Source organism: Roseateles sp. P5_E11 (genome assembly GCF_054049355.1).
In genome coordinates, this window is record NZ_JBFUMO010000097.1 from 1 (window position 1) to 14,656 (window position 14,656).

Annotated in this window: 14 protein-coding genes; 6 read left to right on the forward strand and 8 right to left on the reverse strand. The window is 68.3% G+C overall.

Annotated elements, in window-relative coordinates:
• Positions 1 to 249 (forward strand): hypothetical protein (locus ACXJKR_RS10040; protein WP_457322723.1); only part of this gene is annotated, 249 nt, incomplete at its 5' end.
• A 99-nt stretch (positions 250 to 348) separates the two neighbouring features.
• A complete protein-coding gene (locus tag ACXJKR_RS10045) occupies positions 349 to 1,557 on the forward strand; it encodes an NAD(P)/FAD-dependent oxidoreductase (RefSeq protein ID WP_457322724.1) in 1,209 nt (402 codons plus the stop codon).
• A gap of 59 nt (positions 1,558 to 1,616) precedes the next feature.
• Here the strand turns inward: ACXJKR_RS10045 and pcaF are convergent, their stop codons facing one another.
• From pcaF to ACXJKR_RS10060, 3 genes are read right to left on the reverse strand one after another with little or no spacing between them, the layout of a single operon-like run.
• Positions 1,617 to 2,819: a 3-oxoadipyl-CoA thiolase gene (pcaF, locus tag ACXJKR_RS10050; protein WP_457322725.1), complete on the reverse strand. Its 1,203-nt coding sequence runs from the start codon at positions 2,817 to 2,819 to the stop codon at positions 1,617 to 1,619.
• Positions 2,816 to 4,228, reverse strand: a complete 1,413-nt coding sequence (locus ACXJKR_RS10055; RefSeq protein WP_457322726.1) for an FAD-dependent oxidoreductase — start codon at positions 4,226 to 4,228, stop codon at positions 2,816 to 2,818. Before ACXJKR_RS10055 ends, pcaF begins: the two co-directional genes overlap by 4 nt.
• Complete coding sequence (locus ACXJKR_RS10060) at positions 4,225 to 5,022, reverse strand: enoyl-CoA hydratase-related protein (RefSeq protein ID WP_056201315.1); 798 nt, start codon at positions 5,020 to 5,022, stop codon at positions 4,225 to 4,227. The genes ACXJKR_RS10055 and ACXJKR_RS10060 overlap by 4 nt, the downstream gene beginning before the upstream one ends.
• Before the next feature lie 116 nt (positions 5,023 to 5,138).
• On the opposite strand from ACXJKR_RS10060, the gene ACXJKR_RS10065 reads away from it, so the two are divergent.
• From ACXJKR_RS10065 to ACXJKR_RS10075, 3 genes are all read left to right on the forward strand, one after another.
• The gene (locus ACXJKR_RS10065; protein WP_457322727.1) at positions 5,139 to 6,173 is read left to right on the forward strand and encodes a sensor histidine kinase; all 1,035 of its coding nucleotides are present in this window, start codon (positions 5,139 to 5,141) and stop codon (positions 6,171 to 6,173) included.
• Positions 6,170 to 6,928, forward strand: a complete 759-nt coding sequence (locus tag ACXJKR_RS10070; RefSeq protein WP_457322728.1) for a LytR/AlgR family response regulator transcription factor — start codon at positions 6,170 to 6,172, stop codon at positions 6,926 to 6,928. Before ACXJKR_RS10065 ends, ACXJKR_RS10070 begins: the two co-directional genes overlap by 4 nt.
• Positions 6,929 to 7,035: 107 nt before the next feature.
• Positions 7,036 to 8,754 carry a M14 family metallopeptidase gene (locus ACXJKR_RS10075; protein ID WP_457322729.1) on the forward strand — a complete coding sequence of 573 codons (1,719 nt, stop codon included), beginning with the start codon at positions 7,036 to 7,038 and terminating at the stop codon, positions 8,752 to 8,754.
• Positions 8,755 to 8,911: 157 nt separating this feature from the next.
• On the opposite strand, the gene ACXJKR_RS10080 is transcribed toward ACXJKR_RS10075, so the two are convergent.
• From ACXJKR_RS10080 to ACXJKR_RS10090, 3 genes are all read right to left on the reverse strand, one after another.
• Entirely contained in the window at positions 8,912 to 9,697 is a 786-nt protein-coding gene (locus ACXJKR_RS10080; RefSeq protein ID WP_162247825.1) for a PEP-CTERM sorting domain-containing protein, read from the reverse strand.
• A 179-nt stretch (positions 9,698 to 9,876) separates the two neighbouring features.
• The gene (locus tag ACXJKR_RS10085) at positions 9,877 to 10,875 is read right to left on the reverse strand and encodes a substrate-binding domain-containing protein (RefSeq protein WP_056200675.1); all 999 of its coding nucleotides are present in this window, start codon (positions 10,873 to 10,875) and stop codon (positions 9,877 to 9,879) included.
• Between the two features lie 73 nt (positions 10,876 to 10,948).
• Positions 10,949 to 11,815, reverse strand: coding sequence for a 23S rRNA (adenine(2030)-N(6))-methyltransferase RlmJ (locus ACXJKR_RS10090; protein ID WP_457322730.1), 867 nt, complete (start codon positions 11,813 to 11,815; stop codon positions 10,949 to 10,951).
• Positions 11,816 to 11,917: 102 nt separating this feature from the next.
• Here ACXJKR_RS10090 and ACXJKR_RS10095 point away from each other — a divergent pair, with 102 nt between their 5' ends.
• Complete coding sequence (locus tag ACXJKR_RS10095; protein WP_457322731.1) at positions 11,918 to 13,000, forward strand: alkene reductase; 1,083 nt, start codon at positions 11,918 to 11,920, stop codon at positions 12,998 to 13,000.
• A gap of 79 nt (positions 13,001 to 13,079) precedes the next feature.
• Here ACXJKR_RS10095 and ACXJKR_RS10100 read toward each other — a convergent pair whose 3' ends face one another.
• Both ACXJKR_RS10100 and ACXJKR_RS10105 read right to left on the reverse strand, forming a co-directional pair.
• A complete protein-coding gene (locus ACXJKR_RS10100) occupies positions 13,080 to 14,210 on the reverse strand; it encodes a hypothetical protein (protein ID WP_457322732.1) in 1,131 nt (376 codons plus the stop codon).
• A partial coding sequence (locus ACXJKR_RS10105; RefSeq protein WP_457322733.1) for an MOSC domain-containing protein occupies positions 14,210 to 14,656 on the reverse strand: 447 nt, incomplete at its 5' end. The genes ACXJKR_RS10100 and ACXJKR_RS10105, both read right to left, overlap by 1 nt.

Here is a 14,656-nt window from a genome sequence, read left to right on the forward strand (position 1 = left end):
GTTCGTGACCTGTCGACAGGCAAGAACACGACCATCGCGCTCGACGTTCCCGAGTACTTCACCCTGGATTACCAGGGCACGTACAAGTGGAGCAAGGCGCTGGAACTTCGTCTGGGCGTCACCAATCTGCTGAACAAGGCGCCGCCGCTGACGCTGCGTGATTCTTCGGGCCATCAGGTCGGCTATGACCCGCGTTACGCCAGCCCGCTGATGCGTACCGTCTACGTGACCGGCAGCTATAGCTTCTGATGACGTGATGCGCCGGCTCCGTGCCGGTGTCTGCAAGGCCCGCCTCGGCGGGCCTTTTTCATTTCGGCTGCGAAAATAGGCGCACTCCCGACCTCCGCCATGACAGCCATCACTTCAGATCCCGACGTTCTCATCATCGGCGCCGGCCCCGCTGGCAGCGCCTGCGCACGGGTGCTGGCTCGGTCGGGCGTGGATGTCCTGCTGGTCGACCAGCACCCGCCCGGCCGCGACAAGATCTGCGGCGACGGCCTGATCCCGGACGCCCACAAGGCCCTGGCCCGCCTGGGCCTGCTGGACGACGTCATGCGACGCGCCCAGGCCGTGGCCCATGTGGGCTGCATCGGCCCGCGGGGCGGCCGCATTGACGTGCCAGGCTCACTGGCGGTGCTGCCGCGCAAGGAGCTGGACGCGTTGCTGCTGAGCGCCGCCCGGGAGGCGGGCGCACGCTTCGAGCAAGCACGCTTCGAGGCGCCGTTGGAGACCGATGGCCGCGTCGTCGGCGCGCGGCTCAAGCGGGGCGATGAGATCGTCGAGGTCGCCGCGCGATGGGTCGTGCTCGCGACCGGTGCCGTGCCCAGGGCGTTGACCGCGGCCGGCATGTGCGAGCGCCACACGCCCAGCGGCGTGGCCCTGCGCGGTTATGTGAAGGCGCCGCAGATGGTCGGCAGGATCAAGGCGCTGGAAGTCGTCTGGGACAAGTCGGTGCGGCCCGGCTATGGCTGGATCTTCCCGGCGCCGGATGGCCACTTCAACATCGGCGTCGGCGTGACGGACAGCCACAAGGATCTCGGTGGCGGCAAGGGCCAGAAGAAGGACGTCAATCTGCGCGCCATCTTTGATGCCTTTGTCGCCAAGTACGCGCCGGCGGCCGAGCTGATGCGGGTCGGTGAGCTGGTCGGTGAGCTCAAGGGCGCACCGCTGCGCTGCACGCTGACCGGCGCCACCTGGGCGCGCCCCGGCCTGCTCGTCACCGGCGAGGCCGCCGGAAGCACCTACTCCTTCACCGGCGAGGGCATTGGCAAGGCCATGGAGACCGGCATGCTGGCGGCCGACGCCATCCTGGCGCACACCGACGATGCGGCGGCCCGCGCCACCTACGAGGCCGCGTTGACGGCCCTCAAGCCCAAGTTCGACCTCTACGAGCGCGCCAACCGCGTCAACGCCCACCCCTGGCTGGCCGACCTGCTGATCTGGCGCGCGAAGAAGAGCCCGCGCCTGCTCAGGCGCATGAGCGGCGTGCTCAACGAGACCAGCAACCCGGGCAATCTCGTCAGCTTCAAGGGCATCAGCCGACTCTTTTTCGAGTAGTCCTGATCAGTTGGGGACAGAGCGTGGCGCTGCGCGCCAAGGTCCGTCCCGCAAGGTCATCAGACGCGCTCGACGATGAGCGCGATGCCCTGCCCGACGCCAATGCACATCGTGCACAGCGCATAGCGGCCGCCCGTCAGCTCGAGCTGGTTGATTGCCGTCGTCACCAGGCGTGCGCCGCTGGCACCGAGCGGATGGCCCAGCGCGATGGCGCCGCCGTTGGGGTTCACGCGTGCATCGTCGTCCGTCAGGCCCAGGTCGCGCAGCACGGCCAGGCCTTGCGCCGCGAAGGCCTCGTTCAGCTCGATGACGTCCATCTGAGCCAGCGTCAGGCCCGTCAGCGCCATGACCTTGCGCGTCGCCGGCGCCGGGCCTATGCCCATGATGCGCGGCGCGACGCCGGCCGTCGCCATGCCGACGACGCGTGCGCGGGGCTTGAGCCCATGGCGTGCGGCTTCCGCCTCGCTGGCCAGCAACAGCGCGCAGGCACCGTCGTTGACGCCGCTCGCATTCCCAGCCGTCACCGATCCGTCGGGCTTGACCACGCCCTTGAGCTTGGCCAGCGCTTCGATGCTGGTCTCGCGCGGGTGCTCGTCCAGCACCACGCGCAGCGGGTCGCCCTTCTTCTGCGGCACGTCCACCGGCACGATCTCCCGCTCGAAGAAGCCGCGCTTCTGCGCTGCGATGGCTTTCATCTGCGAGGCCAGCGCCATGCGGTCCTGGGCCTCGCGCTCGATGCCGAAATCGGCGGCCACGTTCTCCGCCGTCTCGGGCATGGCGTCGACGCCGTACTGCGCCTTCATCTGCTTGTTGATGAAGCGCCAGCCGATGGTCGTGTCGTAGACGGCGTTGGCGCGGCTGAAGGCGCTCTCGGCCTTGGGGCTAACAAAGGGCGCGCGGCTCATGCTCTCGACGCCGCCGGCGATCATCAGCCCGGCCTCGCCGGCGCGGATGGCGCGCGCGGCGGTGCCGATGGCGTCCAGGCCCGAGCCGCACAGGCGGTTGACCGTGCTGCCAGGCACATCCACCGGCAGGCCAGCCAGCAGCGCGGCCATGCGGGCGACGTTGCGGTTGTCCTCGCCAGCCTGGTTGGCACAGCCGTAGATGACATCGGCCACTTGAGCCCAGTCGACATTCGCATTGCGCGCCATCAGCGCCTTGATCGGCAGCGCCCCGAGGTCATCGGTGCGAATGGAGGACAGCGCGCCGCCATAGCGGCCGAAGGGCGTGCGAATCGCGTCGCAGATGAAGGCTTGATTCATTTGAGATAGGGGCTCACGCGATAACGCTCGCCGCGATAGTGGTGATCGAGTCGGTTCAGCAGCGCGGCGACCGGTGCCGAGCCCCAGAAGGCCAGCCATTCGAAGGGCCCGGCCGGATAGTTGACGCCGAGCTTCATCGCCGCATCCGCGCCGGCCTCGTCGCAGACGCCCTGGGCGACGGCATCCGCCGCCTCGTTGATCAGCATGGCGATGGTGCGCGCGACGACCAGGCCTGGCAGGTCAGCCACGGCGCGCGGCACCAGGCCCAGGCGGGTCAGCCATTCAGCGGTCTGAGTGTCGCCGGCATAAGCGATGTCGCCGGTCGGCGCCAGTGGCAGATCGAAGATGGCCGTGCCCGGGCCGAAGTCGCGGGCGCGCCGGCCGTCGGTCAGGCGCAGCTGGCGGCCGTCGACGGCCAGGCCGACCCAGTCGCTGTCCAATTCACGCACAGCCTCGGGCAGATTGGCCACGAAGCGCTCAGCCAGGGCGCCACGGCCATGCACAACGAGACGGGCCGCCCGCGGCGGCGCAATGCTGACGGCCGGCAGGGCCGGCGCGCCCTCGGGGTAGCGGTAAAAGCCCCGCCCGCTCTTGCGGCCGAAGAAGCCGGCGTCGACCAACTCCTGCTGCACCAGCGACGGCGTGAAGCGGCGATCAAAGAAGTTGGCCGCGAAGACCGAGTTGGTCACGGCGAAGTTGGTGTCATGGCCGATCAGGTCCATCAGCTCGCAGGGCCCCATGCGGAAGCCCGCGGCTCGGAGGACCGCGTCGATGAGCTCGGGCGCCGCAGCGCGGTCCTGCAGCAGCATCAGCGTCTCGGCGTAGTACGGCCGGGCGATGCGGTTGACGATGAAGCCGGGCGTGGAGCGCGTGTGCACCGCCGTCTTGCCCCAGCGGCCGGCGAGGTCGAAGACAGCCTGCGCGACCTCGGGCGACGTGCCCAGGCCGGACACGACTTCGACCAGCTTCATCAACGGCACCGGGTTGAAGAAGTGCATGCCGACAAGGCGCTCGGGCTTTTGCATGCCGCGCGCCAGCGCCGTCACCGAGATGGACGAGGTGTTGGWGGCGATGACGGCCTCGGGCGGCAGCAGCGCTTCCAGTTCAGCAAACAGCGCGCGCTTGACGTCGAGGTTCTCGACGATKGCCTCGATGACGAGATCGGCCGGTGCCAAGGCCTCGACCGGTGTGATGCGCGCCAGCGCCGCCTGCGCGGCATCGGCCGTCAGCCTGCCCTTGGTGACCAGGCCGTCCAGCATGGCCGAGAGCTTGCTCTTGGCGGCCTCGGCGGCACCGGGGCGGGCGTCGAAGAGCGCCACTTCATGGCCGGCCTGGGCGGCCACCTGGGCAATGCCGGCGCCCATCAGGCCAGCGCCGACGACGAGGATGCGCGAGTTGTTCAAGGTCATTCGGGGGCAGTCCAGTTGGGCTTGCGTTTGCCGAGGAAGGCTGCAAAGCCTTCACGGGCCTCGGCTGTCGTGCGCACACGGGCAATGGTTTGAGCGGTCAGCTCGCGCACCTCGGCCGTGACCGGGCCGGGCGCCAGGCGTGCATAGAGCTGCTTGATCTCGGCCTGCGCCTGCGGGCCGCAGGCGAGCAGGTCGGCCACGAGGGCATCGACGGCGGTGTCCAGGCCTTCTGCCGGCACGACGCGCTGCACAAGGCCAACGCGCAGCGCCTCGTCGGCGCCGATGCGGCAGGCCATCAGCGCCAGCCGCCGCGCCTCGCGCAGGCCGACGGCATTGACAAGATGCGGGCCGATGACCGCGGGCAGGATGCCCATGCGGGCCTCGCTGACCGCGAAGCTCGCGGCGTCGGACGCGACCGCCATGTCACAGGCACAGACGAGGCCGACGCCGCCGCCGAGTGCCGCACCCTGCACTCGGGCGATGGTCGGCTTCGGGGTCTCGGCAATACGCGCCAGCATGGCGGAGAAGCGGCGGGCATCGGCGAGGTTGTCGTCCTGCGACGCCGCGGCCGCGCGCTGCATCCACTGCAGGTCCGCGCCGGCGCTGAAATGTTTGCCCGAGCCAGCCAGCACGACGACGCGCACGCCGGCGTCGTCGCCGAGCAGCGCAAAAGCCGCGTCGAGCTCGGCGATCAGCGTCTCATCGAAGGCATTGAACACGGCCGGCCGGTTCATCGTCAGCAGGGCCACGCCGTCGTCGCGGCGCTGCAATTCAAGGGAGGTCCAGGAAGGCATGCGGGCATTCTGCACTTTTCCCGACCGATCGGTCGACTGTGCCATTCAAGCGCCCCAGTCCGCCGTTCGCCCGCCCACTGCGGCAGGCGGGGCACGCCGCCTCCTAGACTGCAGCCATGCCTCGCCTCGACGACTACGTCCAATGGTTCTACCCCGGTTCGCGCCGCGTCTTCAAGCCCGAGGAGCTGGCCCGCGCCGGCTCGCAGCCCTGGCCGTCGGGCATTGACCAGTACGTCTTCGTGAACGTGGTGCTGCTGCTGGCCGCGTTCTCGCATCAGATGTCCAAGGGCACACGACCGGTGGCGTGGCTCCTGTCGTTGTTCATCACGTCCGTCGCAATGGCTGTGGCGCGCGGGCTCTGGCGCAACCCTAGCCGGCGCCGCCTCAACATGGCCTGCTACGGTTTTGCAGCGGTCGTCGCCGTGGCCTTCGTCGTGCTGATCAAGACGGGCTGGCGCGAGATGGCCGTCGATCACGCCGCGCTGGCCGTGGTGGTGATGACCGCCATCCTGTCGGCCTGGTGGGGGTTGACCGTCTACCGCGTCGACCAGATCGAGGCCCGGCTGCGCGAGCTGGCCGACCAGGACGCCGCGCTGCGCCTGCAGACCCGCCTGGCCGCCGCCCAGATCCAGCCTCATTTCCTGTTCAACACGCTGGCTTCGCTGCAGCATTGGGTGGACACCGGCGACGCCCGCGCCGCACCCTTGCTGCGTGACTTCACGGCCTATCTGCGCGCCACGCTGCCGATGTTCGAACGCGAGCTGCAACCGCTGGCCGACGAGGTCGAGATGGTGCGCCGCTACCTGACCATCATGCAGGCGCGGCTGGGCGCGCGGCTGGCCTTCAGCATCGACGTGCCAGCCCACCTGGACGCTGAACTTCCACCCGGCATCGTGCTGACCCTGGTGGAGAACGCCATCGCCCACGGCATCGAGCCGCAGCTGCGCGGCGGCCACCTGGAGATCGCTGCACGCCAGGAGGCCGGCCGCCTTGTGCTGACCATCAGCGACGACGGCCCCGGCCTCGCGCCCGGCTGGACCGAGAGCATCGGCCTGTCCAACACGCGCCGCCGCCTGGCTGCCGCCTTCCCCACCGCCACATTGACCTTGGCCGATGCCCATCCCGGCTGCGTCGCCACCCTGACCCTATGAACTCCACGACCGCCCTGATCGCCGACGACGAGGAAGCCCCGCGCGAGCAGCTGCGCGCGGCGCTCACCCGCCTCTGGCCCGAGCTGGACATCGTCGCTGCCAGCATGAATGGCGCCGAGGCCTGGGACGACTGCCTGGCCCATGAGCCGGCCATCGCCTTCCTCGACATTCGCATGCCCGGCCTGACCGGTCTGGAGGTGGCGCGCCGCCTGTCGGCGCTGGCCGCACCGCCGCTGATCGTCTTCGTGACCGCCTTCGACGACCAGGCCCTGGCGGCCTTCGATGCCGGCGCGGTGGACTATGTGCTCAAGCCCGTGGACGACATGCGCCTGGCCCAGACCCTCGCCCGCCTGCGTGCCCGCATCGCCCAGCCGGCGCCCGACACGGCGGCCCTGCAGCGCCTGCTGGCTGGTCTCGTGCCGCACAAGCCGGCACCGCGGCCCATCCAGGCCAGCGTCGGCCGCGAGGTGCAGCTGATACCGCCCGACGAGATCGTCTACTTCGAAGCCGATGCCCGCTATACCCGCGTCGTCCACCACGGCGGCGACGCGCTGATCCGCACGCCGCTGCGCGAGCTGCTGACCCAGCTCGACCCGGAGCAGTTCTGGCAGATCCACCGCAGCGTGCTGGTCAACAGCCGCTGCATCGCGCGCGCCATCCGCATCGACGAGGGCAGCATGGTCGTCACGCTGCGCGGCCGCGACGAGAAGCTGCCCGTGTCGCGCCAGTTCCAGGCCCTCTTCAAGGGCCAGTAAGCGCTGTCGCCCGGGCAAACCCTGGGGGAACAGGTCATGTCGAGTCAGACAATCCGCGCCACTCCAGATGCCCCTAGTTCTTGGGGTCACCCTCCCAGACCGCTGCCATGCCCCTGCCGCTGCCCAACCCGCGCTTCGACCACTTCTACCGCTACGACGAGCTGACGGCCCTGCTGTTCGCCTACGCCGAAGCCCGCCCCAACCTGGTGTCGGTGCGCTCGATCGGCAAGAGCTACGAGGGCCGCGACATCTGGGTCATCGTCGTCACGAACCTGGCCAGCGGCATGGACATCGACAAGCCGGCGATGTGGATCGACGGCAATATCCACGCGGCCGAGCTGACCGCGTCGACGACCTGCCTGTACTACGTGCACCACCTGCTGAAGGAGCACGGCGGCACGTCGGCCGAGGCCCAGCAGATCAACCGCCTGCTGGACACGCGCACCCTCTACATCGTGCCGCGCCTGAACCCCGATGGCGCCGAGCTGGCCCTGGCCGACCGGCCGCGCCACATCCGCAGCTCGACCCGGCCCTATCCCTACACCGAGGAAGCCGTCGACGGCCTGACCATCGAGGACGTCGATGGCGACGGCCGCATCCTGACCATGCGCGTGCCCGATCCGCACGGTGGCTACAAGAAGCACGCTGGCGACCCGCGGCTGATGGTGGCGCGCGAGCCCGGCGAGCAGGGCGGCGAGTACTACCGCCTCATCCCCGAGGGCTTCATCAAGAACCACGACGGGCTGACGGTCAAGGTCAACGCCGACCGCGAAGGCCTGGACCTGAACCGCAACTTCCCCGGCGAATGGCGCCAGGAGTTCCAACAGCTCGGTGCCGGCCCCTACCCGACCAGCGAGCCCGAGGTGCGGGCCATGGTGGACTTCATCACCCAGCATCCCAACATCGGCGCGGCCATCAGCTATCACACCCACAGCGGCGTCATCCTGCGCCCCTGCGGCACCCGCAGCGACAACGACATGACGCCCGAGGACCTGTGGTTGTTCCAGAACTTCTCGGCCCTGGGCGAGAAGCACACGGGCTACCCCGCCGTCAGCATCTACGAGGATTTCCGCTACCACCCCAAGGACGTCATCACCGGCACCCAGGACTGGGTCTACGAGCACCTGGGCGCGCTGTTCTGGGTCGTCGAGCTGTGGTCGCCAAGCAAGGAGGCCGGCCTCGAGGTCAAGAAGTTCATCGACTGGTACCGACAGCATCCGGTGGAGGACGACGTCAAGCTGCTGAAGTGGAGCGACGAGCAATGCGGCGGCAAGGCCCATGTCGAATGGACGCCCTTCCAGCATCCGCAGCTGGGTTCCGTGGAGATCGGCGGCTGGGACAAGATGAACTACTGGCGCAACCCGCCGCCGGCCCTGCGCGAGCGCGRGGCGGCGCGCTTTCCGGCCTGGATGACGCAGATCGCCATGAGCCTGCCCAAGCTGGAGCTGATCCGCACCGAGGTGCGGGCGCTGGGCCCCGACATGTGGCGGGTGCGCATGGCCGTGGCCAACGCCGGCTATCTGCCGGCCTATGTGACGCAGCGGGCGCTGGAGCGCAAGGCGGTGCGCGGCGTCATGTTCGAGATCCACATGCCCAGCGGCGACCCGGCCATCAGCCTCGTCAACGGCAAGGAGCGCATGGAAGGCCCGCAGCTCGAAGGCCACGCGCCCAAGCAGAGCCAGTTGGCCTTCCTGTTCAACAAGCAGCCCACGGGCGACCGCGCAGTGGCGGAGTGGGTGGTGCGCGCGCCGGTGGGGACGCGGCTGGCGCTTTCGGCGAGTGCGGAGCGGGCCGGGGTGGTGAGGACGGAGGTGGTGCTGGATTGACGAGAAGTCGCATCCCTGAGACCTTCGCATCAACGCTACATGCGGCGGCCAGTGCGCTTGCCGAGCGCGGAGAACGTGTCCTCCGCTCAGTTCTGAAATGCCGGCGAGCTCGGCACCGCAACGGCCAATGAAGCAGCAACTTGGGGGCGCGCCGAGCTCACTGCCGTTGCCGAATCACCAGCAAGCCCATCAGGCAAGCGCCACAAAAAAGCATTGACGTTGTGCCGGGTTCAGGAACTGGCGCCGCTTGCTGTTCAGCGTTCGCAAACATGGTTGTGTAAATGGTCTCCTCGCGCGACCACCCGTTTACAAACGTCACCGAGAGCGTCCTAGCTTCGGAAAAGGAAAAGGAGCCGCCTTCCTCATCTATTGACTTTTGCAAGACATCTGCCACAGGAAAATTTATCAGGGTCGAGACGTTGATGTATGCGGTGGCGAGAACCGTGTTGTGAAAGGTCTGGACGCCGGCAACTCCGGAGTTCGCTTGGAGTTTGGCATCCGCCGTAATTTCTAGTTTCGTGTTAGGCGACAGCGTGAATATCGAGTACGCCAACGCGTTCGCACCTGTCTCGTTAGGAGAATATGCACCTCCGCTGGCGCCAAGGGAAGACGACACGTGGCTTTCAAAACTGAGGCTGGCTAGACTGCTTGTATCGATCCGGAATTCCCCAGTTTGACCTTCGCTGATCAAGTTCCTTGAAAAGCTTGCCAAGGGCGCTTGAGTGCTCGCGGTAAGCTGGTCCGTCATGCCAGTGGGCGTAGTTGCCCAAAGCTTTCCGACCAGCTGGCCGCCAGCCAAAGTTATATACGGCGCAATACCGTCGCCAGGATTGAGGTCGACCAGTGTGAAGTGGAAATTGCTCAATGAGGCGCTTACCTGGACGTCTGCTCTGCACGTTAACGCAGCAAACATGACACCGCAGGCCGCGAGTATTTTGTTCATTTGAAGCTCCATTCAGCACCGGTAGTGGTGCTGTCGGACATTAGCGAGCTTTGGCTACCAGACGTACCCCTAGGGCGAGCCGGTCAAGCCAACTGGTGCGGGCACCGGTCGGGACGCGGCTGGCGTTTGTCGGCCAGCGCTGAGCGGGCTGGCATCATCCGGACCGAGGTCGTGCTGGACTAAGTACTGCGAACGACCAGTTCGGTCGGCATGATCTCGCTGGCGGCGGCCTGGCCGCCGATCAGGTCCAGCACCTTGCGCGCCAGCAGCACGCCGCCGTGATGCCAGTCCTGGCGCACGCTGGTCAGCGGCGGCGCAAAGCTCTGGGCGGCGGGCGAGTCGTCATAGCCGATCACCGAGACCGCATCAGGCACAGCCAGGCCGGCGTCGGTGAAGGCGCGCACAGCGCCCATGGCGAGCAGGTCGCTGGCGGCGAACAGACCGTCGGGCGCCTTGCCGCCTCGACCCAGGTTGGCGAGATGGGCCTGCACGGCCGTGAAGCCGGCGCCGAAGGTGAAGGCCGCCGGCGTCAACGTCTGGGTCTTGAGGCCGGCCTTCTTCAGCGCCTTGGCGAAGCCCTGCTGGCGGTCGCGGATCTCGGCATGGCGCACGTCACCGAGGAAGAGCAGCTCGCGCCGCTGCAGTGTGATGAGGCGCTCGGCCGCACAAGCGCCGCCATGGGCGTTGTCGCCGCCGACCACGACCGAGTCGCCGCGGCCATGCTCGGCTCCCCACACCACCATCGGCAGGCCCATCGCCGCAGCCGACTTCACCGCCGAGCCGTTGGCGCCCTGGCCCAGCAGGATGAGGCCGTCGGCGGACGCCGCCATGCCCTGGCCGGGGCTTTGCAGGGCCGACAGCAGCACGCTGTAGCCGCGCGAGGTCAGCTCCTGGGTGATGCCGCCGAGCAGCTGCAGCGGGTAGGCGTCGGTCATGGGACGGTCGGTGTCGGGCTGCATCTCCAGCATGACGGCGACCATGTGGCTGCGGCGCAGCCGCAGGTTGCGCGCATGGTGGTTGAAGCGGTAGCCGGCGGCTTCCGCCAGCGTCTTGATGCGCTCGCGCGTGGCCGGCGTGACCGAGGGGCTGTCGCGCAGCGCGCGCGAAACCGTGATCGTGGAGACGCCGGCCAGAGCGGCGATCTGCTCCATCGTGACGGGCTTGGACTCCGTCGTCATTGGTGCACCCTTCGGCCTACGGCCTGTCCCGCCAGGCGGGAGCGAGCTTGCTTGGGGCGGCCCGGCGCGGCGCTCATGCCACTTTCTGTTCCAGCACGTAGTTCGCGCCGTCGTACTGGCCCAGTCGCTCGACGAGCACCGGCAGGCATTCGGCCAGTTCGTCGTGCAGCGTGAACGGCGGGTTGGCGATGAACATGCCGCTGCCCAGCATGCCCAGGCCTTTGCCGTCCGGGCGGTCGGYGGGTTCGGCCACGGTCAGCCGCACATGCAGCCAACCCTTCTTGGCGGCGGCGTCGGCGCTGCCCTTCAGGCGCGCCGCGAGCTGGCTCGATTCGAGCAGCTGCAGCTGCGGGTACCAGATCATGATGACCGTGTCGGCGGCCCGCTCCAGCGCCTCGCGCAACGCCGAAAGCACCTTGCCGTAGTCGCTCTTGATCTCGTAGGACGGGTCCATCAGCAACGCGGCGCGGCGGGTGGGCGAGGGCAGCTCGGCCTTGATGGCGGCAAAGCCGTCGGTGTCGCGCACCTGCGTCTGCGCGCGGCCGTCGAGGTAGCTGGCCAGGATGCGGTGGTCGGTCGAGTGCAGCTCGTAGACGCGCAGCCGGTCGGTCTCGCGCATCAGCATGTTGGCGATGGCCGGCGAGCCCGGGTACTGGCGCAGCTGGCCGCCGGGGTTGAAGGCGCGCACCAGGTCGAGGTAGTCGGCCAGCGGTGCGGGCAGGTCCTTGCGGTCGTAGAGCTTGACGACGCCTTCGGCGTACTCACCCTTCTTCTGCGCATAGCGGCCTTCGACCGAGTAGCCACCGGCGCCTGCATGGGTGTCGATCAGCGTGTAGGGCTTGTCTTTCTCAGCCATGTAGCGCAGCACGCGCGTCAGCACGAGGTGCTTGAGGACGTCGGCATGGTTGCCGGCATGGAAGGCGTGGCGGTAGGCGAGCATGGCGCGATTGTCGCTAACACATCCGCCATCAACCCCACCGGGACGGGGAAAGTTGGCCCCGGCCAGACTTGCAACCATCCTTACCGGCCCTATTTCACCGCCATGCCTACCCTTTTCGACCCCATCCGCTTCGGCGACATCCAGCTTGCAAACCGCGTCGTCATGGCGCCGCTGACGCGCAACCGCGCCACCCGCCAGACCCCGCACGACCTCCACGTCGAGTACTACCGCCAGCGCGCCGGCGCCGGCCTGCTGATCACCGAGGCGACCCAGATCCGCCCCGATGGCCAGGGCTATTTCGACACGCCGGGCATCCACACGCCCGAGCAGATCGCCGCCTGGAAGCAGGTGACGGACGCGGTGCATGCCGAAGGCGGCAAGATCGTCGTGCAGCTCTGGCATGTGGGCCGCATCTCGGTGAACAGCCTGCAGCCTGGCGGCCAGCAGCCGGTGTCGTCCACCAACCGCGCCGCCAAGACCAAGACCTATGCGGCCTATGGCGAACTGGTGCCCACCGACGCGCCGCGAGCCCTGGCCACGCATGAGATCCCGCAGTTGATCGCCGACTATGTGCAGGCGGCCAAGAACGCCATCGCCGCCGGCTTCGACGGCGTCGAGATCCACAGCGCCAATGGCTATCTGCTCGACCAGTTCCTGCGCGACAGCGCCAACGACCGCAACGACGAATACGGCGGCTCCATCGAGAACCGCRCCCGCCTGCTGATCGAGGTCATGACGGCGGTGGCCGGCACCATCGGCGCCGGCCGCACGGCGCTGCGCCTGAGCCCGGTCACGCCGAGCAACGACATCGGCCAGGACAGCAATCCGCAGGCTCTCTTCAACTACGTGGCCAACCAGCTCGCGCCGCTGAAGCTGGCCTTCCTGGAGGTGGTGGAAGGCGCCACCGGCGGCGCACGCGACGTCGCGCCCTTCGATTACGCCGAGCTGCGCCGCCGCTTCAACGGCCCCTATATCGCCAACAACGGCTACGACCGCACCATGGCCCTGGACGCCGTCGCCAGCGGCAAGGCGGACGCGGTGGCCATCGGCCGGCCCTTCATCGCCAACCCCGACCTCGTCGAGCGCATCCGCGGCGACCTGCCCTGGGCCGCGCCGCAGAAGGAGACTTTCTACGGCGGCGGTGCCGAGGGCTACACGGACTACCCGGTGCTGAAGCGCGCCTGACCCATACGCCGCCGATATGGCGGCGTGCCGGTACCGAGCTGCGACGACGCCAATGACCTGATGGCCGGCTTCAACGCCCTCAGGACTGGAAAGCGCCGGGGTGGCGCGCCGGCCCGTTGAGGGCCTGGCTGGTGTGAGAGTGGCGGTACTCGCGCGAAGGCGCGAGCTTCAAGCCGCCCCCCTCGCCCGCGTCGGCAGCCTTGCCGCGCAGTGACGAATCGGGCTTGAGCCGGTAGTCGTCGCGCGCCGCGCGCACGAACTCATCCCAGTCGGCGTGGAAGTTGGCGCGCCGCGTCCAATGCCCCTCGGCCGCGAGCTGGGGGCCGCCGACGAGCAGGTTGTTGGCCAGCACGACCTCGGCCTGCGGCGGCGTCACGCGCAACCAGATGCCGCCGCTGGGCAGTTGGTCCACCAGCGTGTTGTTGACGAGGTAGAGGGCCTGCTTTTCCCATTTCGCACCCTCGACGCCGAAGGAAATGACGTGCGGGTTCTCCGTCATCGAGCTCTGCATGATGAGGTTGCCCATGACGACGGCAACGCCGCCATTGGGGAACTCCAGCTCATAGCTCGCGCGGCCACCGATCTCGTCGGACAGGCGGTTGTAGAGGATGTGGTTGAGGGCCGCGCGGCTCTTCAGCAGATGGCCGTGCAGGCCGTGGTGGAAGTAGCTGCCGGTCACGGCCAGGCGCTTGATGGCGCCGACGTAGAGGTTGTGCGTCTTGCCCTCACGCGGCAGGATGGGGCCGAAGTCGCAGTCGACGATGTCGAGCTCGATGGCCTCATCGTTGGCGGTCAGCACGCCGTTCTCGTTGTCGCTGAAGGTGCAGTCCAACAGCGTCAGCGAGCCGGCCTCGACGCGGATGCCGGCGCCGTTGCGATCGGGCACCGCGGCGCCGGTGAAATCGAAGCCTTCGATGCGCTGGCGCCGGCCGGTCGTCACGAACAGGCCCTTGCCCTGCGCGTGGGCGCCGGCCGCGACCAGCTTCACGCGGCCGCCGACGGCACGCAGCGTCAGCCCGTGCTGGGGCCAAGTGGCGACATCGGCCACGTACTCGCCCGCATCGACCTCGACGAGCATGCCGTCACGCGCTTGGCGGGCCGCGGCGGCCAGCGACTTGACGGCGCGCCTGGGTCCGACCTGCAGCACCGGGCCGGCATAGGCGGCAACGGGCGCCAACCCTGCCACGGCCAACAGCAGCCGGCGCCGCATTAGCCCTTCTTCTTCATTTTTGCCTTGAAGAGTTCGACGATGCCGACCTCGCGTGGCCCTGCTATCAACTCGAAGGCCTGGCCGGCCGCAATCGATCCCTCGCGCTTCACGGCAAGATAGAAGCCGCAGTAGCCGCTCTGCGCCATCAGCTTGGCGGCCTGGTTGAAGCCCATGTGCGCGTTGAACTTGAAGCAGGGGTAGCGCGGCTCGGACACGACGAGCTCGCAGTCCGGGAAGCTCAGCACATCGCCGATCCAGACCCTGCTTTCCAGCAGGCCCGTCAACGTCAGGTTCTCGCCGCAATCCCCCGGCTGCAGCGCGCCTTCCACCTTGGCCTGGCCGCGCACCGTCTGCCAGAAAGCGTAGTGCTCCTGGGGGTAGGCATAGACGGCCTTGCTCAAGCCGCCGTGCACGCTCAGGTCGGCCTGCTCGTCGCCGTCCAGGCC